The 20,978-nt window shown below is 68.0% G+C and carries 22 protein-coding genes; 14 read left to right on the top strand and 8 right to left on the bottom strand.

Annotated elements, in window-relative coordinates; translation table 11 throughout:
- Nucleotide 1: 1 nt before the first annotated feature.
- Nucleotides 2-1,318 (bottom strand): methyl-accepting chemotaxis protein, encoded by a 1,317-nt coding sequence (locus RSD66_RS04830; RefSeq protein ID WP_415289204.1) that lies wholly within the window; start codon nucleotides 1,316-1,318, stop codon nucleotides 2-4.
- Nucleotides 1,319-1,677: 359 nt separating this feature from the next.
- Here RSD66_RS04830 and fliI point away from each other — a divergent pair, with 359 nt between their 5' ends.
- The 3 genes from fliI (at nucleotide 1,678) to RSD66_RS04815 (ending at nucleotide 4,735) form a co-directional block, all read left to right on the top strand.
- Nucleotides 1,678-3,021 (top strand): flagellar protein export ATPase FliI, encoded by a 1,344-nt coding sequence (gene fliI, locus RSD66_RS04825; protein ID WP_415289203.1) that lies wholly within the window; start codon nucleotides 1,678-1,680, stop codon nucleotides 3,019-3,021.
- Between the two features lie 16 nt (nucleotides 3,022-3,037).
- Nucleotides 3,038-3,445, top strand: a complete 408-nt coding sequence (locus RSD66_RS04820; RefSeq protein WP_346523939.1) for a flagellar export protein FliJ — start codon at nucleotides 3,038-3,040, stop codon at nucleotides 3,443-3,445.
- Between the two features lie 171 nt (nucleotides 3,446-3,616).
- Nucleotides 3,617-4,735 carry an endo-1,4-beta-xylanase gene (locus RSD66_RS04815; protein WP_415289202.1) on the top strand — a complete coding sequence of 373 codons (1,119 nt, stop codon included), beginning with the start codon at nucleotides 3,617-3,619 and terminating at the stop codon, nucleotides 4,733-4,735.
- Between the two features lie 194 nt (nucleotides 4,736-4,929).
- On the opposite strand, the gene ctrA is transcribed toward RSD66_RS04815, so the two are convergent.
- Nucleotides 4,930-5,631, bottom strand: a complete 702-nt coding sequence (gene ctrA / locus RSD66_RS04810; RefSeq protein WP_024353526.1) for a response regulator transcription factor CtrA — start codon at nucleotides 5,629-5,631, stop codon at nucleotides 4,930-4,932.
- Nucleotides 5,632-6,004: 373 nt separating this feature from the next.
- Here ctrA and RSD66_RS04805 point away from each other — a divergent pair, with 373 nt between their 5' ends.
- The 4 genes from RSD66_RS04805 (at nucleotide 6,005) to RSD66_RS04790 (ending at nucleotide 9,094) form a co-directional block, all read left to right on the top strand.
- Nucleotides 6,005-6,376 (top strand): chromosomal replication initiator protein DnaA, encoded by a 372-nt coding sequence (locus RSD66_RS04805; protein ID WP_024353527.1) that lies wholly within the window; start codon nucleotides 6,005-6,007, stop codon nucleotides 6,374-6,376.
- Nucleotides 6,373-7,089, top strand: a complete 717-nt coding sequence (locus RSD66_RS04800; protein ID WP_415289201.1) for a DUF6456 domain-containing protein — start codon at nucleotides 6,373-6,375, stop codon at nucleotides 7,087-7,089. The genes RSD66_RS04805 and RSD66_RS04800 overlap by 4 nt, the downstream gene beginning before the upstream one ends.
- Before the next feature lie 114 nt (nucleotides 7,090-7,203).
- A complete protein-coding gene (locus RSD66_RS04795) occupies nucleotides 7,204-7,998 on the top strand; it encodes a hypothetical protein (RefSeq protein ID WP_415289200.1) in 795 nt (264 codons plus the stop codon).
- A 37-nt stretch (nucleotides 7,999-8,035) separates the two neighbouring features.
- A complete protein-coding gene (locus RSD66_RS04790) occupies nucleotides 8,036-9,094 on the top strand; it encodes a linear amide C-N hydrolase (RefSeq protein ID WP_415289199.1) in 1,059 nt (352 codons plus the stop codon).
- A gap of 184 nt (nucleotides 9,095-9,278) precedes the next feature.
- On the opposite strand, the gene RSD66_RS04785 is transcribed toward RSD66_RS04790, so the two are convergent.
- Nucleotides 9,279-9,716 (bottom strand): SufE family protein, encoded by a 438-nt coding sequence (locus RSD66_RS04785; RefSeq protein WP_415289198.1) that lies wholly within the window; start codon nucleotides 9,714-9,716, stop codon nucleotides 9,279-9,281.
- Nucleotides 9,717-9,860: 144 nt separating this feature from the next.
- Between RSD66_RS04785 and RSD66_RS04780 the strand changes: the two genes are divergently transcribed.
- On the top strand, nucleotides 9,861-11,507 hold the full coding sequence (locus tag RSD66_RS04780) for a sensor histidine kinase (protein WP_415289197.1): 1,647 nt from the start codon (nucleotides 9,861-9,863) through the stop codon (nucleotides 11,505-11,507).
- A 16-nt stretch (nucleotides 11,508-11,523) separates the two neighbouring features.
- Here the strand turns inward: RSD66_RS04780 and RSD66_RS04775 are convergent, their stop codons facing one another.
- Both RSD66_RS04775 and RSD66_RS04770 read right to left on the bottom strand, forming a co-directional pair.
- Nucleotides 11,524-12,159 (bottom strand): LysE family translocator, encoded by a 636-nt coding sequence (locus tag RSD66_RS04775; protein WP_415289196.1) that lies wholly within the window; start codon nucleotides 12,157-12,159, stop codon nucleotides 11,524-11,526.
- A gap of 62 nt (nucleotides 12,160-12,221) precedes the next feature.
- Nucleotides 12,222-13,085, bottom strand: coding sequence for a hypothetical protein (locus tag RSD66_RS04770; RefSeq protein WP_415289195.1), 864 nt, complete (start codon nucleotides 13,083-13,085; stop codon nucleotides 12,222-12,224).
- 55 nt (nucleotides 13,086-13,140) lie between these two features.
- Between RSD66_RS04770 and RSD66_RS04765 the strand changes: the two genes are divergently transcribed.
- From RSD66_RS04765 to RSD66_RS04755, 3 genes are all read left to right on the top strand, one after another.
- Nucleotides 13,141-13,470, top strand: coding sequence for a DUF1491 family protein (locus tag RSD66_RS04765; protein WP_087139320.1), 330 nt, complete (start codon nucleotides 13,141-13,143; stop codon nucleotides 13,468-13,470).
- 171 nt (nucleotides 13,471-13,641) lie between these two features.
- Nucleotides 13,642-14,022 carry a hypothetical protein gene (locus tag RSD66_RS04760; RefSeq protein WP_024353536.1) on the top strand — a complete coding sequence of 127 codons (381 nt, stop codon included), beginning with the start codon at nucleotides 13,642-13,644 and terminating at the stop codon, nucleotides 14,020-14,022.
- A gap of 64 nt (nucleotides 14,023-14,086) precedes the next feature.
- Nucleotides 14,087-15,742 (top strand): DUF1570 domain-containing protein, encoded by a 1,656-nt coding sequence (locus RSD66_RS04755; protein WP_415289194.1) that lies wholly within the window; start codon nucleotides 14,087-14,089, stop codon nucleotides 15,740-15,742.
- A 10-nt stretch (nucleotides 15,743-15,752) separates the two neighbouring features.
- Here the strand turns inward: RSD66_RS04755 and RSD66_RS04750 are convergent, their stop codons facing one another.
- Nucleotides 15,753-15,893 carry a hypothetical protein gene (locus RSD66_RS04750; RefSeq protein WP_415289193.1) on the bottom strand — a complete coding sequence of 47 codons (141 nt, stop codon included), beginning with the start codon at nucleotides 15,891-15,893 and terminating at the stop codon, nucleotides 15,753-15,755.
- Between the two features lie 158 nt (nucleotides 15,894-16,051).
- Here RSD66_RS04750 and RSD66_RS04745 point away from each other — a divergent pair, with 158 nt between their 5' ends.
- The gene (locus RSD66_RS04745; protein WP_415289192.1) at nucleotides 16,052-17,680 is read left to right on the top strand and encodes a peptide chain release factor 3; all 1,629 of its coding nucleotides are present in this window, start codon (nucleotides 16,052-16,054) and stop codon (nucleotides 17,678-17,680) included.
- 4 nt (nucleotides 17,681-17,684) lie between these two features.
- Here the strand turns inward: RSD66_RS04745 and RSD66_RS04740 are convergent, their stop codons facing one another.
- Nucleotides 17,685-18,290 (bottom strand): YczE/YyaS/YitT family protein, encoded by a 606-nt coding sequence (locus RSD66_RS04740; RefSeq protein ID WP_024353539.1) that lies wholly within the window; start codon nucleotides 18,288-18,290, stop codon nucleotides 17,685-17,687.
- A gap of 29 nt (nucleotides 18,291-18,319) precedes the next feature.
- Complete coding sequence (locus RSD66_RS04735; RefSeq protein ID WP_415289191.1) at nucleotides 18,320-19,471, bottom strand: MFS transporter; 1,152 nt, start codon at nucleotides 19,469-19,471, stop codon at nucleotides 18,320-18,322.
- Nucleotides 19,472-19,527: 56 nt separating this feature from the next.
- Here RSD66_RS04735 and RSD66_RS04730 point away from each other — a divergent pair, with 56 nt between their 5' ends.
- On the top strand, nucleotides 19,528-20,430 hold the full coding sequence (locus RSD66_RS04730) for a LysR family transcriptional regulator (RefSeq protein WP_415289190.1): 903 nt from the start codon (nucleotides 19,528-19,530) through the stop codon (nucleotides 20,428-20,430).
- 88 nt (nucleotides 20,431-20,518) lie between these two features.
- Nucleotides 20,519-20,899: a hypothetical protein gene (locus RSD66_RS04725; protein ID WP_415289189.1), complete on the top strand. Its 381-nt coding sequence runs from the start codon at nucleotides 20,519-20,521 to the stop codon at nucleotides 20,897-20,899.
- Nucleotides 20,900-20,978 lie beyond the last annotated feature (79 nt).

Raw genomic sequence — 20,978 nt, 5'->3', positions numbered from 1 at the left:
CCTAGAACTCGGTCCATTCTTCGGCGGCCGGGCCGTTGACGACCGCACGCAGACGGGCGCGCTGCGCCTCCAGCGCGGGCGGCGGGCCGCCATAGGTCTTCAACGCGCGCACCGCGCCGCCCTCGGCTCCCGTGCGGAACCGCCCGACCAGTTCGGCCAGATGCTCGGCTTCAGTCTTCAGATTGGCGGCGGCGGCCGTCGTCTGCTCGACCATGGCGGCGTTCTGTTGCGTGACCTGATCCATCTGGTTCACCGCCTGATTGACCTGGCCCAGACCCGAGGCCTGCTCCTGGGCTGAAGCGGCGATTTCGGCGACCAGCCCGTCCATCTCATTGACCTGTTCGGCGATGGTCCCCAGCGCGCGCCCGGTCTCGGCGACCAGTTCGACGCCCTGCGCCACCTCGGCGCCTGAAGCAGAGATCAGAGCCTTGATTTCCTTGGCGGCCTCAGCCGACCGCTGGGCCAGCGCCCGCACCTCAGACGCCACCACGGCGAACCCGCGCCCGCTGTCGCCCGCCCGCGCCGCCTCAACCCCCGCATTCAATGCCAGTAGGTTGGTCTGGAAGGCGATCTCGTCAATCACCCCGACGATGTCGCTGATCTCGGATGAGCGGCGGCTGATGCCGTCCATAGCCGCCACCGCCCGCCCCATGATCTCGCCCGAGCGACCGGCTTCGGCATGGGCCTTGGCGGCGACGGAGGCCGCCTGCCGGGCGCCCTCGGCGCTGCGCTGGACAGTGGCGGTGATCTGGTCCAGCGCCGCCGCTGTCTCTTCCAGACTGGCCGCCTGTTGTTCGGTGCGTCGCGACAGGTCGTCCGACGCCTGACTGATCTCGTCCGAGCCGCCCCGCAGGGTCGTCACCGCCGAAAGGACCTTTTCAAGCGCAGTCCTGAGACTGGACACAGCGCCGTTGAAGTCCGCCTTCACCGCCTGATGGGCGCCGTCCATATCCTGTTCGATAGCGGCCATCAGATCGCCATCCGACAGGCGGGACAGTTGTTCCGCCAGGGCGCCGACCAGTCTGGCCTGCGCCGCCTCGGCCGCCAGACGCTCCTGCTCGGCCCGCTGGGCGGCCTGTTCAGCCTTGGTGATGTCGACAGCCAGCTTGACCACCTTCAGCGGCCGCCCCGCCTCGTCCAACACGGGATTATAGGAGGCTTCCAGCCAGACCTCGCGCCCGCCCTTGGCGATGCGGCGGAATTTGCGGGCGACGAAGCGCCCCTCGTTCAACTCTCGCCAGAACGCCAGATAGTCGGCCGACGCCGCCTCGGCCGGATCCATGAACATCCGGTGATGCTGTCCCCGGATTTCGTCCATGCCGTAGCCCATGGTCTGGAGCAGTTTTCGTTGGCGTCCCGGATCGTGCCGTCAAGGTCGAACTCGATCACCGCCTGGGACCGCCCGATCGCCGCCATCCGACGATCCAGTTCCTCAAGCCGCTCAATATCCGCAGCCAGTTTTTGTCGACGACCTGCATTGAACATCCGAACCGCTCCCCCTTCAGAATAACGGCGATGGACTGGATAAGCCTGTGGATAACAGAGGCGCTTGAAAGGTTTCATCTTCGTTACTTGCAATCAGAAGTTGAATGGTCAGTCTAAGCTTCATCGACCATTAACCATGATGCAGCACCATGACTGGGATTGGTCGCGCGGCTCGCGGCCTGGGGGCCTTCCTTGCGTAATCTTGTCGCCGCCGTCGAAGCAATCGACCCGCTGGTCGTCACCGGCAAGGTGGCGGGCGTCAGCGGCCTGCTGATCGAGTCGCGTGGCGGCCTGTCGCGGCTGGCCGTCGGCGCCCGCGCCGAGATCGAGCGACGCGGACAGCCGCCCCTGCCCGCCGAGGTCGTCGGCTTTCGCGAGGCCAAGGCCCTGCTGATGCCCTTCGGCCCGGTCGAGGGCGTGGCGCCGGGCGCCGACATCCGCATCATCAACGCCGCCGCCAGCGTGCGCCCTACCGCCGCTTGGCTAGGCCGCATCATCGACTCCTTCGGCGAGCCGATCGACGGCGTAGGGCCGCTGACGCCGGGCCTCGTTCCCTACCCCTTGCGCGCCCCGCCGCCGCCCGCCCATTCGCGCGGCCGGGTGGGCGAGCGGCTGGATCTGGGGGTGCGGGCGATGGACGTCTTCACCACCACCAGCCGGGGCCAGCGCCTGGGCATTTTCGCCGGTTCCGGCGTGGGCAAGTCGGTGCTGCTGTCCATGCTGGCGCGGCAGGCGACCTGCGACGTCGTCGTCGTCGGCCTGATCGGCGAGCGGGGCCGCGAGGTGCGCGAATTCATCGAGGAGACCCTCGGCGAAGAGGGACTGAAACGCGCCGTCGTCGTGGTCGCCACCAGCGACGAGCCGGCGCTCAAACGGCGTCAGGCGGCCTATATGACCATGGCCGTGGCCGAGTTTTTCCGCGATCAGGGGCTGGAGGTGCTGTGCCTGATGGACAGCGTCACCCGCTTCGCCATGGCCCAGCGCGAGATCGGCCTGGCCGCTGGCGAACCGCCGACGACCAAGGGCTACACCCCCACCGTCTTCACCGAACTGCCCAAGCTGCTGGAGCGCGCCGGGCCGGGGCCGATCCGGCCGGACGGGACCGAGGCGGGGCCGATCACCGCCCTGTTCACCGTGCTGGTGGACGGCGGCGACCATGACGAGCCGATCGCCGACGCCGTGCGCGGCATTCTGGACGGCCACATCGTCATGGACCGCAAGATCGCCGAGCGCGGCCGCTTCCCCGCCATCGACGTGTTGAAGTCCGTCAGCCGCACCATGCCCGGCAATCAGTCCCCGCCCGAGCGCGAACTGAACCGCCGCGCGCGTCAGTGCCTGAGCGCCTATTCCAATATGGAAGAACTGATCCGCATCGGCGCCTATCGAACCGGCGCCGACCCCATTGTCGACCGCGCCATCGCCCTGAACCCGGCCCTGGAAGGCTTCTTGACCCAGGACAAGGACGACGTGACGCGCCTGAACGACAGTTTCGACAGACTTGAAACCATCCTGAACCAGGGCATGGTGGACCAATGATCGCGGGAGACGACGCATGACGGCCTGGGCCCAATCCCTGATCCGCATCTCCAACTATGAGGTCGAGACGCTGCAGAAGCGTCTGGCTGAGATCACCGCTCGCAAGGCCGAGGCCGAGATGCGCGTCGCCGTGCTGGACGCAGAGGCCGAAATCGAGCGCGAGAACGCCCGGCTCGACCCGGCTTCGGGCATGATGCTGCAGGCCTATCTCAACGGCTGGAGACAGCGCCGCCTCGATGCCGAGGCCGAGATCGCCGCCGTCTCCGTTGAGGAGGAAGGCGCCCGCGACGCCCTGACCGGCGCCTTTGAAGAACTGAAGAAGTTCGAGCACGTCGCCGAGACCACCCGGCTGAACAAGCTGATGGCCGCCGCCAAGCGCGAGGCCGCCGCCTATGACGAAATGGGCCTGCGTCGCCGTGGCTGAAAGCAGCAGCGGCGCCTCCCCCTCCCCTTCATGGGGAGGGTGGCTGAGGCCGTCAGGCCGAGGCCGGGTGGGGGCGACGTGGCTATTCAAGCGCCGAGGCCAGGATCACCAGGCCCTCCCCACCCGGTCGCTTCGCGACCACCCTCCCCATGAAGGGGAGGGAGAAGCGCTGTGATCGACCGCCGCGCCCTGCTGGCTTCGACCCTCGCGCTCGCGTCTTGCGGTGCGGGCGAGGCGCCCGAAGCGGCGCCTGCCGGTCCTATCCGCCCGCTGAAGTCCATCGCCCCCTTCCCCGTCGGCACGGTCGCCATGTCCGGCCAGCTGTCGGATCAGGACTGGTTCCGCCTCGTCTCCACCCACTTCTCCCAGCTCACGCCCGAGTGGGAGATGAAGATGGAGTACATCCTGCAAAAGGACGGCTCCCTGCGTTTCGACGCCCCGGACCGCATCGCCTATTTCGCGCGCGATCTGGACATCCGCCTCTTCGGCCACGCCCTGATCTGGTATGCGCAGGAGCATCCCTGGTTCACCGCCATCGTCGATGACCGCCCACGTTTCATCGCCGAGCATGACCGCTATATCGCCGAGGTGGCCGGGCGCTGGCGCAGCCAGATCGTCGGCTGGGACGTGGTCAACGAGCCGGTCGAGGATGACGGCAGCGGCTATCGCGACTGCGTCTGGAGCCAGGGTCTGGGCGGAATCGACGCCTATATCATCCGCGCCTTCGAACAGGCCCGAATCGCCGCGCCCGAGGCGACCCTGTTCCTGAACGATTACAATCTGGAGAATACGCCCAAGAAAGGCGCGGCCTTCCTGCGTCTGATCGAACGGCTTCTGAAGGCAGGCGCCCCGGTGCAGGGCATCGGCATCCAGTCCCACCTCGATATCGAAATCCCCGGCGGCCAGATCGCCGCCTTCATGAACGAAGCGCGCCAGTTCGGCCTGCCTATCCATGTCTCCGAACTGGACGCCTCATTAAAGCGCGGCGGCCGGATGCCCGACCTGCGCCCCCGCGCCCAGCGCCGCGAGCAGCAGAGCGCGCGCGTGACCGAACTGGCCGAGGCCTTCATGGACCTGCCTATCGCCCAGCGCTTCGCCTTCACCGTCTGGGGCGTGCGCGACAGCGACTCCTGGCTGCGCCGCGGCAAGAACGACGACGGTCAGGACAGCCCCCTGCTGTTCAATGACGCAGGCAGGCCCAATCCGATGTTCGGCGTGTTGTCGGAGGCGTTCGCGCCTGCCACCTTCTCCCCTTATGGGAGAAGGTGGCAGGCGGAGCCTGACGGATGAGGGGTGTGAGCGCCCCGAGCTGAAGGATTGTCGCCACCGCTTGATCTCAGAACGTCAGAAGACGCGCCGACACCCCTCATCCGAGCGCCTCCGGCGCCCACCTTTTCCCACAGGAGGGCAAATGAAAACGCCCGCCGATGAAATCGGCGGGCGTTTCTGGATCGTTCCTGAGTGGAGGCTCAGGCGGGATCTGTTCAGGCGGCGACGGTCGCGGCGCCCTCGGCCGGGTCGCGCAGGACGTAACCGCGGCCCCAGACGGTTTCGATGTAGTGCTTGCCGCCGGCGGCCGTCGCCAGCTTTTTGCGCAGCTTGCAGATGAAGACGTCGATGATCTTCAGCTCCGGCTCGTCCATGCCGCCGTACAGGTGGTTCAGGAACATCTCCTTGGTCAGGGTCGTGCCCTTACGCAGGGAGAGCAGCTCCAGCATCTGATATTCCTTGCCGGTCAGGTGCACGCGGTGGCCGTTCACCTCGACGGTCTTGGCGTCCAGGTTCACCGCGATCTCGCCGGTGTGGATGATGGCCTGGGCGTGGCCCTTGGAGCGACGGACCACGGCATGGGTGCGCGCGATCAGCTCGTCCTTGTGGAAGGGCTTGGTCAGATAGTCGTCGGCGCCGCCGCCGAAGGTCTTGACCTTGGTGTCGATCTCATGGCTGCCCGAAAGGATCATCACCGGCGTATTGATCTTGCCGTTGCGCAGCTGGCGCAGAACCTCAAGCCCGCTCATGTCCGGCAGGTTCAGGTCGAGCAGAATGAGGTCGTAGTCATAGATCTTGCCCAGATCGATGCCTTCCTCACCCAGGTCGGTAGTGTAGACGTTAAACCCTTCCGACTTCAGCATCAGTTCGATGCTTTGAGCCGTCGCGTGGTCGTCTTCGATCAACAGGACGCGCATTAATGCCCCTCCAGGCAAAGCTTGGGATGACCGCACGTGAGATACGGCCGGGTAACCTTGTTCCAACGTTAACGGGCCAAAACCTTAAGAAGGGTTAACGGGTCCCGATATGGAACGCGTAGGGTGATTTGCGAATCGCCGTCCAGAGTCCCGAGTCAAGGATTCGTTAATTTATTTACGGCGGGCGCCGCATTCCCCTGTTGACCTTTGGCGCGTCTTCCACAGGGGGCGTGCACAACCGCCCCCGCCGATGCCCGACCCCGCCTGGGGAAACGACCGCTTCTGACGCCTCATAGGATAACATTCCTAACGCAGCGGCCGCACGCACTCATAATGGCGGCGTCCACAGGAATGACGGGAGGAAACGCAGATCATGGAACCCTATCGCGTGCCGGTGACGGAGGGCGACCGTATCCGGGCGGACGCCGCCCTGTCGCTGTCAGGTCTGGCCCTGGGCGTGCCGGTCGCGGAAATGACGCGGCGCGAGCGGGTGCGGCCCCGGGCCTGCCGGGCGCGCTGGTCGGCCATGTACCTGGCGCACGTCTCCTTCGGCTGGCCGCTGGAGCGGGTGGCCCACGCCTTCGGCCTCAACCGGGCGACGGCGGGCGCGGCCTGCCGCTGGGCCGAGGATGAACGCGACCGGCCCGACTATGACGCGCTGATGGATGGGCTGGAGGGGTCGCTGCGGGCGGTGATGGAGTTGCCGCTGGTCGATCTGGCGCCCGAAACCGGAGGCCGCCGATGAGCCGTCAACTGGAACGCGCGCGCAGCCTGCTGCAACGGCCCGGCGCCTGGCTGGACCAGGCGAACGGCGCCTATCCCTTGCGTCTCGGCGGCGACCGGCGCAGCCGGGTGGTGCTGACCCTGGACGAGGCCGCCTTCCGCGCCGTGATCGAACGGCCTGGACTGCGGCTGCGCGAAGGCGGCGGCTGGCTGCCCCGCGCGGCCAACGACCACGCCCCCGCCTCGCCCCCGCCCGGCCGCCCCGGCGTCATCGAGGGCGAACGGGCGGTGATGGAAGCAGACGGCCGCCTGACGCTGCGCCGCGCCAATCTGGGCGAGAGCCCGATCCTGTGGCTGGCGCGGCGCAAGGACCAGTCGGGCCGCCCCTGGCTGACCCCGGCCGAGGTCGCGGCGGGCGAGCGGCTGCGCGCCCAAGCCGAGATCGCCGCCGCCGGTCCCACCATGACCATGCGCTGGGACGGCCTGCCCCGCAGCGGCTCCGGCGGCGGCGCAGGACGGGTCGAGCCCAGCGACCGCGCCATCTCCGCCTCGACTCGGGTGCAGGCGGCGCTGGAGGCCTGCGGCCCGCGCCTTCGCGCCATGGTCGAACAGGTCTGCATCCACGGCACGTCGCTGCAACTGGCCGAACAGGCGCTGTCCTTACGCCGCCGTCAGGGCAAGACCGTGCTCAAACAGGGATTGCAGGCGCTGGCGGAGCATTACGGCATCGGGTGATCCGGCCGAACTGCGACATTGCGGCATGCAATCAGCGATTGTCGATCCATCATTGCTTAAGCATGGATGCTCTACCCAGAGGCGATCCTTTCGGTCGCCGTGAGCAGAATTCCCATGACATTCTTCCGTCCAGCCGCACATGTTCTGGGCTTGCTTCTGGCCCTGCCGGGCGGTGCTTCGGCCTTTGCCCAACCCAGCGCGGGCGAGCCGTGGCGCGTCACGGTCAGCCCCTATGTCTGGGCCACTTCGCTGGATGGGAACGTCAGGCTGGCCGGGCACAAGGCGCCGGTCGATGTCTCCGCCTCGGACGCCTTCGACCAGTTGGAAAGCGTCGTCATGGGCGACATCGAGGTGCGTCGCGGCCGCTGGGCGGGCTTCATCGACTATCAATACGCCAGGACCAATGAGGGCGTGTCCCTGATGGGAGTCCCGGCCGAGTTGGGCACCCGATCGACCACGGTTTCCGCAGGCGTCCTTTATCGTCTCGTGGACGACCCCCTGGGCGGCCGCACCGCCTTCGGCGACATGCGCAGCTTCCGCGTGGAGCCGCTGGTCGGCGCCCGCTGGAGCAAGCTGCAGGCCGATCTGAACACGCCGCTGGGCGCGACGCACAAGGGCGCCGAGTGGACCGACCTGCTGCTGGGCCTGCGGGTCGAGGGCGATGTGTCCGAACACTGGACCCTGCGCGCCCAGGCCGAGGCTGGGGGCTTGGGCGACGACGATCGCCACAGCCTGTCGTGGCAGGCGCTGGCCTCCTATCGCACGCCGCTGGCGGGAGGCGCGGTCTCGATCAACGCCGGCTATCGCCTGCTGCATCAGAACTATGAGCAGGATGACTTCACCGGCCAGCGCTTCGACTGGAAGGTGACGCGCCACGGCCCGGTGCTGGGCCTGTCGCTGACCTACTGACCCTTCCCTCACGACCCCTCACTCCCAAGGAGACGACATGCGTAACGGAATGAAGAAGGGCGTCGCCGCCCTGGCTGCCGCCTTCATGATGGCCGTTCCCGCGGCCGAGGCGTGCACGCGCCTTGTCTACCACGGCCACGACGGCGCGGTGATCACGGCCCGGTCGATGGACTGGAAGGACGAGATCATGACCAACCTGTGGATCTTTCCGCGCGGCATGGCGCGGGACGGGTCCGGCGGTCCCAACTCCCTAACCTGGACGTCCAAATACGGCAGCGTCATCGCCAGCGGCTATGACATCTCGACCGTCGACGGCGTGAACGAAATGGGTCTGGTCGCCAACGTCCTGTGGCTGGTCGAGTCGCAGTACCCGACCTACGACCCGAACAAGCCCGCCCTCAGCATCGCTGCCTGGGCGCAGTATGCGCTGGACAACTACGCCACCGTGGCCGAGGCCGTCGAAGGCCTGCGCGACGAGCCCTTCGTTCTAGTCAGCGACAATGTGCCAGGTCAGGAGCGGCTGACCACCCTGCACCTGTCCCTGTCGGACAGCAGCGGCGACAGCGCCATCTTCGAATACATCGACGGCAAGCTGGTCGTGCATCACAACCGCGACTATCAGGTGATGACCAACTCGCCGACCTTCGATCAGCAGTTGGCCCTGAACACCTATTGGCAGGGCATCGGCGGCACGGTCATGCTGCCGGGCACCAACCGGGCGGCCGACCGCTATGCACGCGCCTCCTTCTACGCCAACGCCATTCCCAAGTTCGAAGACCAGAACATGGCCGTGGCCAGCGTGTTCAGCGTGATCCGCAACGTCTCGGTGCCGTTCGGCATCTCGACCCCGGACCAGCCGAACATCTCCTCGACCCGCTGGCGGACCGTCGTGGATCACAAGCGCAAGCTGTACTTCTTCGAGTCGGCCCTGACGCCGAACACCTTCTGGGTGGATCTGAAGAAGATCGACTTCTCTGAACGCGCCCCGGTCAAACGGCTGGAGCTGGGCAAGAACCAGATCAACACCCATGCCGGCGACGCCACCGCCAAGTTCAGCAATGCGCGGGCCTTCGCCTTCCTGGGCCCGCAGCAGTAAGCCCGAACGCAGCGTCTCTCCCTCCATTCATGGAGAGGGAGGTCGCGCAGCGACCGGGTGGGAAGGGCTTCGCGATCGGGGCTCAGCATCTGAATAGCTTCGCCGCCCCCACCCGGCCTCGCCTTACAGGCTCAGCCGCCCTCCCCATGAAGGGGAGGGAAAGGCGTGACGCTCTATTCTGACGTCAACTCGCCGTCAGCGCCGCCTCGCGGATACGGCCGACCATGCTGTTCAGGCCGTTGGCCCGCTGGCGCGTCAGGGCCGAGGGCAGGCCCAGCCGATCCAGCGCAGCGCGGGCGTCGAACGCCAGAATCTCGTCCGGCAGACGCCCCGAATAGAGCCGCAGCAGCAGGGCGATATTGCCCTTGGACAGGGCGCTGTCGCTGTCGGCGTCGAAGAACAGCCGACCGCCCTGCGGCCGCATCGAAAGCCAGACCTGGGCGGCGCAGCCCGGCACCTTGTTCGCCTCGACCCGCGCCTCTTCGGGCAGGGGCGGCAGATCCTTGCCCAGGTCGATGACGTATTCGATCCGCCCCTCCCAATCGCCCAACAGGTCGAACTCTTCGACCAGTTCGGCCAGGGTGTCGTCGATGGAGCGGGCGGGAGCGGCGGCGGAAGTCATGGGCGCGACATAGGCTCCTGCCGCCGCGATCACAACCGGGACGGCGCTTCCCACGCCGCTCCCCCTACAGGCGAGCGCCCTAGGGGCTTGGAACGACGCGGCCTAGGTATACAGTTGTTTTCATTCCATCCGGCTACAGCGCCCTTGAAGCCCCACACCGTCCTGCTTGATCCGATCCGCCGCCCTGAGGTGCACGACGCCGGGGACGGCGCCGCCGTGGCCGCCTGGCACGCGGGCTGGGCGGCGGCTGTCGGCGTGACGGCCCTCTTCGCGACCGGCGCGGGGACCGGCGCCGAAGCCGCTGGGACGGCGGCGCCCCTGCTGCTGGCTCTGGGGGTCATGGCCGCGCCGGGGCTGGCAGGGCTGACCCTGCTGCGTCGCGACGATGACGAGGCTCGTTCGGCCCTGTTGACGCTGTGGACGCTGGCGGCGCTGGCGAGCGCAGCGCTCAGCGGCGGAGCGGGAGGCCCGCTGACGGGCTTCGTGTTCGCGCCCTTGGCGGCCGGGCTGGCGCTGGGCGGCCGTCGCCGCGTGCTGGTCGCCGCCATAGCCGCGACGGGGGCGGCGGGGGCGGGCCTGCTGTCCGGCTGGCTGTTGGGCGCGCCGATGGCGGCCGCGGCCACGGCGGGTGTCTCGGCCCTGATGACAGCGGGCGCGACCACGGCCGCCCTGTTCCTCGGCGCCCGCCGCGCGGCCCGCCGGATGGAGGTCGCCGAGGCCGACGTGGCCGGAGTCGAGACCTTGCTGGCCGGTCAGCCCGCCCTGACCCTGGCGCTGAACCAGGACCTGCGCGCCCTGGCCGCCTATGGCGCAGCGCCCGCCGCCCTGCCGGTCGAGCCGCTGTTCAAGGAGGGACTGCTGTCGGCCGTCGACCCTGCCGACCGCCCCGCCGTCCTGGCTGCGCTGGCCCGCGCGCGCAATCTGGGCGAGGCCCAGGTCCGCTTTACGCCGCGTCTGGCGCTGGACCGCCGCATCCTCCTGACGGCGCGGCGCATGGATGACGGCGGCTCTCGCCTGATCGTTCAGGCTCTGGACGCCACCTTGCAGTACGCCCGCGAGGCCGAACTGGACGCCGCCCGCATGGAGGCCGAGGCCCAGAGCGCCGGCAAGTCGCGCTTCCTGGCCCTTATGAGTCACGAGCTGCGCACCCCGTTGAACGCCGTCATCGGCTTTTCGGACGCCATGCGGCAGGAGCTGTTCGGCCCGGTTCCGGCGCGCTACGCCGACTACGCCCGCTCGATCCACGAGGCGGGCGGCCATCTGCTGGACCTGATCAACGACGTGCTGGACGTCAGCCGCATCGAAGCGGACCGCTATGAACTGGCGCTGGAACGTTTCGACGCGCGCGAAGCGGTGACGGCCGGACTGGCGCTGGTGCGTCTTCAGGCCGAGGACAAGGGGGTGGCGCTGAACGCCGTCCTGCCGCCCGAACCGCTGATGATCCGCGCCGACCGTCGGGCGCTGAAGCAGATGACGCTGAACCTGTTGTCGAACGCGGTGAAGTTCACCCCGATGGGCGGGACGGTCACGGCCTCGGCGCAGGCGGCCGGAACCATGCTGGAACTGATCGTCGCCGACACCGGCGTCGGCATCGCCAGGGCCGATCTGGCGCGGCTGGGGCGTCCCTATGAGCAGGCGGGCGAAGCCGAACAGAAGGCGAAAGGCTCCGGGCTTGGGCTGGCCCTCGTCCGCGCCCTGGCCGAGCTGCATGGCGGGACGTTGAGCCTGGACAGCACCCTGGGCGAGGGCACGGCCGCCGCCCTGCGCCTGCCCGTGCTCGCCGAAACCTGATCCTTCAACAGAGCCGTCAGACGCGCGACGCGGCCAGTTTCAGGCCGAAGCCGATGAAGATCGCGCCGACCGCCCGGTCCATCGTGCGCACCACAGCCGGACGACGAAGAAAGCGGCCCAGCGGCGCCGTCGCCAAAATCAGCCCGGCGAACCAGACGATGGTCAGCGCCACATGCACCCCGACCAGGAAGAAGGTGAAGCCCGCCACATTCGCCCCCTCAGACACGGAGGGCGGCACAAACTGGGGCAGGAAGGTCACATAGAAGACGCCGATCTTGGGGTTCAGCAGATTGGTCAGCAGGCCCCGCCGAAAGGCGACCGCCGCGCTGGGCGGCGGGGCGGCGCCCGGCTCGCCCAGGCTATGGCGCGGCTTGAACAGCATCTGCGCACCCAGCCAGACCAGATAGGCCGCGCCCGCCCACTTCACCGCCGTATAGGCCAGCTCCGACACCCGCAGCAGCGCGCCGAACCCCAGCGATACCGCCGCGCCCCAGATCAGGCACCCCAGCAGAATGCCCGCCCCGGCGAAGACGGCTGAACGCGCGCCCTCGGCCGCCGCCGATCGCAACACCATCGCGGTGTCCACCCCCGGCGTGATGGTCAGAATGGTGATGGCGACCAGAAAAGCGGCGAACAGGGCGGGATCGAACATGGGCGCACTGGAACACGGCGGCGCTTCGGATCGCAACCGCCTGCCGCTGCGAAAGCGGGCGGTTAAACCGGGCCCATAGCCAGGAAGGCGCGGGCGGCGGCGAAGTCGCCCGCCTCGAACCGCGCCGTCGCCACGCTGTCGTCGCGGAACAGGAACTCGATCAGGAAAGGCTCGCGCGGGTCCAGCGTCGCCAGCGCCTCAACCGCGCTGTCGGGAAAGCGCCAGACCTCGCCCGCCCGCGCGCCTGAGCCCAGCAGATCGCGCGGCGCGAGGTCGGACCCCGCGGCGAAGACCGCGCGACGCGCGGCGTCCGGCGGCAGGCCGTCTGCGCCCAGCCACGGCCGGGGCGAGCGCGCTGCATCGCGCATGACGATGCGCGCGGCATAGGGCCGGGGCTTGCCGACGAAGGAGACGACCGCCGCCGGACGCGCCTCCTGCGGCGCCTTGCCGGTCAGACCGAAGCGCACGGGCGAGGCGCCGGTCGCCCCGTCCTGAAACAGGCGCCAGCCGTCGTGGGCGCTCTCGAAACGGTCGGCGCTCCAGATGGCCTTGTCGCCGGGGAAGTTGATCCGCGCCGCCCGCGACCATCCGGCGAAGGCGTGACGCACCCGCGTCTTGACCTGATTCAGCTCGGCGTCGTTACAGGGGGTGGCCTCGGCCCGCGCCTTGGCCCGCTCGGCCGTGGCGGCCAGTTCTACCGCCGGACGCCCGGCGCGCAGGGCCGCCCCGCGCGCCTGTAGCGTCGCCGCTTCCAGCGCCTGCGTCAGACGCGGCTCGAACAGGCGGCACTTGTCCTGCGCCGCCCGCACGAAGGCGCGCTCGTAATAAACGTCTCCCGCAGCCGTCGCCGTCCCCGCCGCGAGGGTCAGGGCGACGATCGCGGCCAGCGTTCTGCTGACTATGCGGGGCGACGGCGCTATCTTCATGCAGCCACCCTAGCCGCCGCCGGTTCCGGGTCCGTGTCCAAACAGGGTGAACCAATTGCTTCTTTCCACTGACGTCTGGGTCGGCGCCCTGATCCGCCGCGCCGAGCTTGAGGGCGCTAACGCCGTGGTGGTGAAAAAGGGCGACGCCCGCGCCGGGGCCGTCATCGTCAAGGCCTATGACACCGCGACCCGCACCGCCCGTCTGTGGACCGAGGCGACCGGCCAGGACGGCGAGCCCCTGTGGATCCAGCCCGTCGCCAGCGAGTTCGAGAGCGAACTGGACGCCTATCTCGACCGCCAGCGCCGCTATGACCCCGACCTCTGGATCGTCGAGATCGAGGACCGTCAGGGCCGCCACTTCCTGACCGAGAAGACGCAAGGCTGACCCTCTCCGATAGGAGAGGCTTCATCGGCCCTCAAGCAGCGCGAAGCGCGTTAGGGCGCTCTAAACAATGGTAACCGGCCCGTTCACCGCGTTCGTGAACCGGACCGCAAGCGCTGGCGCCATACAACCCGTCGCATGGGGCCAGAACGGTCCTGCGAGCGGGCGCGGTCCATGCTGTTTCTTCTGAACGACGTCGTCTTCGATCTGGACGAGGCCTGCCCGGCCCCGAGCCACGACGTGCGTCGGTTCGAGAACCTGTCGTTCGACTATGTGCTGGAGATGGGCTGCGAGCTGTTCTCCGAAGACCCGCTGCTTCACCACAACGATCCCGCCCGCGCACGCCGTCTGGCCTGGCTGATCGCCCACAAGGCCGAAGGCGTCAGCGCCGCCCTGTTCGCGGCGCCGCAGGCCGGCTGCGCGCCTGAACTGGTCGAGCCGCGCTTCTGCGCCCTGCCCGAGATCGTGCTGCGTCACCTGCATCAGCGCGCGCGTCGCGGCGCCCTAGACGCCGCCACGGCCGACAAGACGGTCTGGAGCCGTCTGGCCGCTTAGGGCTTCCCTAACACACCATCGTTCTTTACGTTTTGCTCCTCAGCCTTGGGGGGACGAAGGGGCGATGAACAAGAAAATGCGGTTTCGCCTGAAGCGCGGCGCGGCGCTGGCCGTCGCATCCGCTCTATGCAGCTTCGCCGCATCGCCGGCCCTGGCGGAATGGCTCCGGGCCGAAACCGACCACTTCATCGTCTATGGCGACACCTCGGAAGGCAGCCTGCGGCGTTACGCCCAGAAGGTCGAGCGTTTCGACGCTCTGCTGAGGACCTACTATCCCATCCCGACCGACCATGAGATCCCCAAGCTGGAGATCTTCATGGCCGAGGGTCGGCGCGACATGAACCGCATGTCTCCTGGTATCAGCGAGGGGGTAGCGGGCTATTATTCGCCCAACAGCGGCCGCATCTACACTATCGTGGATACGCGAAGTTCTATGGGTGACGTTGTCGTCTTCCACGAATACGCGCACCACTTCATGTTCCAGATGCAGGCCAACGCTTATCCATCCTGGTTCGTGGAGGGCTTTGCCGAATTCTACTCGACCGCCAACCTGACCGATAGGAAGATCCAATTCGGACGGCACAATCCCGGTCGGATGAACTCTCTGACAATGGGTTTCAGCTCCTGGGCCAAGATGGAGGATGTGCTGAAGTGGCGCATCTCGGATTCCGGACGCTACCCGGCGCATAGCTATTACGCCCAGGCCTGGGCCATGACTCACTACTTCATGAGTACGCCCGAACGCACCCAAATGCTGGGCCGCTATCTGGCGGCTGTGGCTGGTGGAGAGGATTCCGTCGTCGCCATGCAGGCGGCGACAGGCCGGACCCCCGCCCAGCTTCAGGACGACGTATGGCGGTATATTTCCGGCTCCATCAATGTGACCTCGCCCCAGATCGCGGTCACGAATCCCCAGGTGGCGATCAGTCGGCTGTCGAAAGCCCAAGCGGACGCCATCTGGCTGGATGTGCGCCTCGATAACGAGCCGATCAAACGCCCGGCCGAGGAAGCGGCCGACGACGAAACTCAATCAGAGGCGCAAAAGGCGCGTCGGGCTCGCGAGCGTAAAGAGGCGAGCGAAAACCGGGCCGAACTGATCCGCTCGGCCTTCGCCTTGGGCGAACGTCACGCGGACTCCGATGTAGGCCGTCTGCTCACCGCCCGTGCCCACCGGCTGTTGCAACGCCCCGATCTGGCGCTGGCGGCTCTGGCGCCCAGCCTCAACGCCAACACGAACAACGCCCAGGTCCTGCGCGTCGCCGCCCTGGCGCTGCTGGACCAGACCGACACGGCGGAGTCGGTCGACGACGCCAATGACCTTCGTCGTCAGGCCTCCGTCTATCTCGCCCGGGCGATGGACGCCGAACCGCTGGATTTCCGGATCTATCTGGGTTTGAACGACGTACGGAACGGACAACCGCGCTATCCGACAGATAACGACATCTCTACCCTGGAGGTCGCCTGCGCCCTGGCGCCTCAGTCCTTCGACTGCCGCACCCGGCTGGCCCACGCCTATATGGCGCGCGACATGAACCCTCAAGCGATCGCAATCCTGACGCCGGTGGCCAACAGTCCGCACTCCAGCGGCTACAAGCGCCAGGCGCGGGCCATGATCAACCGCGCGCGACAGGCCCTGCACCAGGCTCCGCTGGAAACAGGCCCCGAGCCTGACGACGAAGACGACGCCGATGCGCCGGGTCAGGCCGCCGACGCCGCCTGACCTGAAGGTGTTAGAGCAGGACGCCGAAGACCATGTGCACGACGGCTGCGGCAATGAGGATCAGGCCGAACCCCGCCAGAAAGCAGACCAGCGGATGAATCTTGGACGCGTTCGGTGCAGGCGCGGCCTTGCCCGGATCAACCAGAGCCATGATGTTTCCCTTCCCTAGTGCGGCGGACTCATGGCCCGCCGTCTCCCGAAAACGAGCATGCCTCGAATAACCTTCATACGCGAAGGGTCTCTCACGCCATCGTGAACGTCGACAATTGAGCCCCGGCGCGCTAGGTCGCGCCTCCTAAAGGAAGCTCAATGTCCAAACTGACCCTCGCGCAGGAGGCCGATCGCCGTCGGACCTTCGCCATTATCGCCCACCCGGACGCCGGTAAGACGACGTTGACCGAGCATATCCTGCTGGCGGGCGGCGCCGTGCGTGCGGCCGGCGCGGTCAAGGCGCGCGGTGAAAACCGCCGCGCCCGTTCGGACTGGATGAAGATCGAGAAGGAACGGGGCATCTCGGTCACCGCCTCGGTCATGACGTTCGAGCACGACGGCAAGATGTTCAACCTGCTGGACACGCCGGGGCACGAAGACTTTTCCGAAGACACCTATCGCACCCTGACCGCCGCCGACTGCGCCATCATGGTGCTGGACGCCGCCAAGGGCATCGAGCCGCAGACGCTGAAGCTGTTCGAGGTCTGCCGCCTGCGCGACATCCCGATCATCACCTTCATCAACAAGCTGGACCGCGAGGCGCAGGACCCGATGGCCCTGCTGGACGAGATCGCATCGCGTCTGCAGTTGGACCCCTCGCCCATCTGGTGGCCCGCCGAGAGCGGCAACCGCCTGCGCGGTCTGGCCGAGGTCGGCGGTCAGGGCCGGTTCCAGCCCTATACCCGCAAGACCGCCGCCAATGACGGCGAACACCCCGCGCCCCTGCCCTTCGATCAGGCCGCCGCCTTCTTCCAGGGCGACGAGCAGGCCGACATGGTCGATGCGCTGGAACTGGTCGAGGCGGGCTATAAGCCATTCGATCATCAGGCGTTTCTGGAAGGCCACATGACGCCCGTGCTATGGGGCTCGGCCCTGCGCCACTTCGGCATCGAAGAACTGTTGAAGGCCATCGGCGAATGGGCCCCGTCGCCCAAGACGATGAGCGCCCGCAAGGAGGCGCCGCCCGAAACCCGCAACGCCCCCGCGCCCGAAGACATCACGGTCGAGCCGAGCAAGGACGAAGTCACCGGCTTCGTCTTCAAGGTTCAGGCGAACATGGACCCCAACCACCGCGACCGCATCGCCATGTTCCGCATGGCCTCGGGCAGCTTCAAACGCGGCATGAAGCTGAAGGTCCAGAACACCGGCAAGCAACTGTCGGTGAACGCCCCCATCATGTTCTTCGCCTCGGACCGCGAACTGGCCGAAGAGGCCTATGCGGGCGACGTCATCGGCATTCCAAACCACGGCGTGCTGCGCGTCGGCGACAGCCTGTCGGAGAGCGGCCTGGTGCGCTTTGCAGGCCTGCCCAACTTCGCCCCGGAAATCCTGCAGCGCGTCCGCGTCAAGGACCCGCTGAAGGCCAAACACCTGCAAAAGGCGCTGGTCGGTCTGGCCGAGGAAGGCGTGACTCAGCTGTTCCGCCCGGAACTGGGCGCGGACTTCATCGTCGGCGCCGTGGGCCAGCTGCAGTTCGAGGTCATGGCCGACCGTCTGGGCGAGGAATACGGCCTGGACGTCGTCTTCGAGCCGAGCCCCTACGCCGAGGCCCGCTGGGTTTCAGGTTCCAAGGCCGACCTTGAGGACTTCGCCGGCAAGTATCGGCCCCAGATGGCCGCCGATATCGACCAGAACCCGGTCTTCCTCGCCAAGTCGAGCTGGGAGACGGGCTATGTCTCCGAACGTTTCCCCAAGGTCGCCTTCAGCAAGACCAGGGAGCGCGGCTGATGGATCAGGCGCGCGCGACCCGCTTCTCGCCGCGCCCCAACGCCTGGAACCACGGCAGGAAGATCTGGATCAGCGGGCCGATGCCCACGGCGAAGACGATCGTGCCGACGCCGACCGAGCCGCCCAGCAGCCAGCCACCGGCCAGGACGCTGAGCTCGATCAGCATCCGCGACACGCGGATCGACCAGCCCAGCCGCTGGTTCAACCCGACCATCAGGCCGTCGCGCGGTCCCGTCCCCATGCCCGCTCCGATATAGGCCGCGGCGCCCAACGCCGTCAGCACGACGCCCCCCGCCATGAAGGCCAGCCGCAGCGGCAGGGTCGTCATCTCAGGCATGACCGCCAGGGCCGCATCCATCGACAGGCCGATGACGAAGATGTTGAACAGGGTGCCGATCCCCGGCTTCTGCCGCAGGGGAATCCACGTCAGCATCACCACCACCCCCATCAGGATGGAGGCGGTCCCCAGGCTCATGCCTGTGCGCAACGACAGACCCTGATGGAAGACGTTCCACGGATCCAAGCCCAGGTTGGCCCGCACCATCATGGCGGCAGCGACGCCATAAAGGCACAGGCCGAATTGAAGCTGGATGAAGCGGCGCATGAACATGGCCCCCTTCTGCCTGATCGCGCCGGGAATTAAAGGCCCGGCTTTCGTCTGAGCCCGAAGGTCATGGCGAACATGACCAGACAGACCCCGCTGGACAGCAGCATGGCCAGCCCCGCCGAGCGGTCCAGCACCACGCCGTAAAGCGCCGGAGCAGCCGCCTGAACGAAACGGGCGGGCGTCAGCACCAGGGCCTGTCGCGCGCCATAGTTCTCACGCCCGAACAGATGCAGCGGCAGGACTCCCGAGGCCACCGCCAGCAGGCCGTTGCCCGCCCCCTGCCCCAGCGCTACAGCGCCCGCCATCCCCTTGCCGCCGACAAAGGCGATCAGGGCGCCGAACGGATGCAGCAGAGTCGCCGCCCGCGCCGCCGCAACGGGCGAGCCCCTGCCCGGCGCCACCAGGGTGATCAGGCGCACCGCGATGGCCGCGCCCGCCATCAGGCCGGCGGCCAGGGCCGCTTCGGCTGTGCTCAGGCCCAGCCGGGTCAGCAGACGCGGCAGATGGGCGCTCATGGCCGTCGCCACCCACCAGGCTCCGGCGAACAGGACGGCCAGCCGGATCATGGTCCCGTCCCACCGCACGCGCCCGGACGCAGGAGGCCTGCCCCCGGCCCGCCCATCCGGCAGCACGGCCCCATAGAGCGGCAGACACAGCAACAAATGCGCCCCCGCCCAGACGAAACAGGCGCCGCGCCAGCCGACAGTCTCGATCATCAGCAAGGTCAGCGGCCAGCCCAACGCCCCGCCGAAGGCCCCCAGCAGAGAGACGGCGGTGATCGGCTTCTTCGCCGCCTCGCCATGCAGGGCCACCAGCACGGCGTAGGCGGGGCCGTACAGCCCCACGCCCATGCCCGCCCCCAGCATCAGCACGCCCGCGACCATGACGACCGGATCGCGCGCCAGCCCCAGCAGGATCAGCGCCAGAGCGAAGATCAAAGCAGCCGCCGACAACACCTCGCGCCCGCCGCGCCGGTCGATCCAACACCCGCCGAACGGGCTGAGCGCCGCCGAGACCAGAAATGCGCCCGACAGGGCCGTGAACACCACCCCCGGCGTCGTACCCACGCCCACCGCCAAGGGCTCGGCCAGCACGCCGAGCAGATAGTAGCTGGAGGCGAAGGAAACGATCATCCCAAGGCCCAGAACGGGAATGATCAGGCGAGAAACGGCGAGGCGCGACATGGCGCGCTGTGTCAGCGGATTTGCCCGCGTGGCGAAAGCGACCTATCGAACGCGAGATGTTCGAAAACCTCACAGCCTCAGCGCCTCTGCCTTCGCTGAACGCCCTGCGCGCCTTCGAGGCGATGGCGCGCACCGGCAGCGCGACCCGCGCGGCGGCTGAGTTGAACGTCACCCACAGCGCCGTCAGCCGACAGGTCAAGGCGCTGGAGACGCAACTGGGCCTGCGCCTGTTCGAGGGGCCGCGTCACGCCCTGACGCTGACGGAGGCGGGGCAGGGCCTCCTGCCCGGACTGACCGTCGCCTTCGACCAGATCGCCGCCGCCGTGGCCGAGGCGCGGGGCGACGGGCGCGACCTGAATGTCGCCGCCAACGCCAGTCTGGCGGTCAAATGGCTGATCCCCCGGCTGGCGGACTTCAACCGCCTGTATCCGCAGGTGCGGGTTCATCTGGTCGAACTGGCGCCCCACGCCGTCAGCCGCCGAGGGGCCGATGTGCTGTTGCGGCTGCTGGACGCCTCGCGCATCGACAGTCTGGGCGCCCTTCGCGTCATTCCCAATGCGATCGGGCCGGTGATCGCCCCAGCCCTGATCCGGCGCGATGCGCGGATGGACGTCCTGAACGCGCCGCGTCTGGCCCCGCGCACCCATCTGTCGGCGTGGAAGGACTGGGCCCGCCTGACGGATCGGCGCCTGCCCGATGCGCACGAGCGTCCTGTGGCCCATCTGCATTTTGCGCTGGACGGCGCCCTGGCGGGCTGGGGCGCGGCGGTCCTGCCGTGGGCGCTGACGGCCGAGGCGGTGGCGGACGGGCGGCTGCTGGCGCCGTTCGGCTTCGCCCGCGACGAGGGCGCTGTGGCCGCCATTCCGGGCGCAGGCGAGATGTCGAAAGGCCGCCGTCAGTTCCTGCGCTGGCTCGCAGATCAGGGCCGCGCCATGCCGAAGGCCCCGGATGCAACCTGAAGCTTAGCTGAACACGTCTTTCATCCTTCGCGGGGACGTGGTTCTCTAGTAGGGCCAGTTCGGCGCTCCCCGCGCCTGTGGAGTTCTGATGTTCATCCTTGCCGTCACCGCCGCCATGGCGCTGGCCCAGACCTCGGCGCAGGCCCAGACCTCGCCCCAGGCTGCGACCCCAGCGCCCAGCGCCCGGCTCGTCTCCTATGACGAGGCGGTGCGTTGCGCCGGTTTGACACAGGCGGCCTCCGAACTGGAGGGCGGAGAGAGCCGTTATGGCCGCTCCCTCTATGACGCCGCCCTCTACTGGTCGCTGGCGGCCATGCAGGCGGCGACTGTCGCCGGACGCAATCCCGCCGTGGCCGAAACGGAACAGACTCGCGCCCGTCTGGACGCCGTGCGTCGCCTTTCCGCCGGGGAATCCGAGGCCCGCGCCACCCTGCAGCGCTGCCGCCAGAAGGCGCCCCGCCTGGGCTGAGGGGCGCTGCGACGCCGCAGGACCGAGGCCCGCGCTGACGCCCGCCCGACAATTTGTCTTCATAGCCAAGGCGAACCGT

This window comes from Brevundimonas sp. S1H14 (assembly GCF_047716865.1).
GTDB classification, from domain to species: Bacteria; Pseudomonadota; Alphaproteobacteria; order Caulobacterales; family Caulobacteraceae; genus Brevundimonas; species Brevundimonas naejangsanensis.
This window is presented reverse-complemented; position numbering and strand designations above follow the sequence as displayed.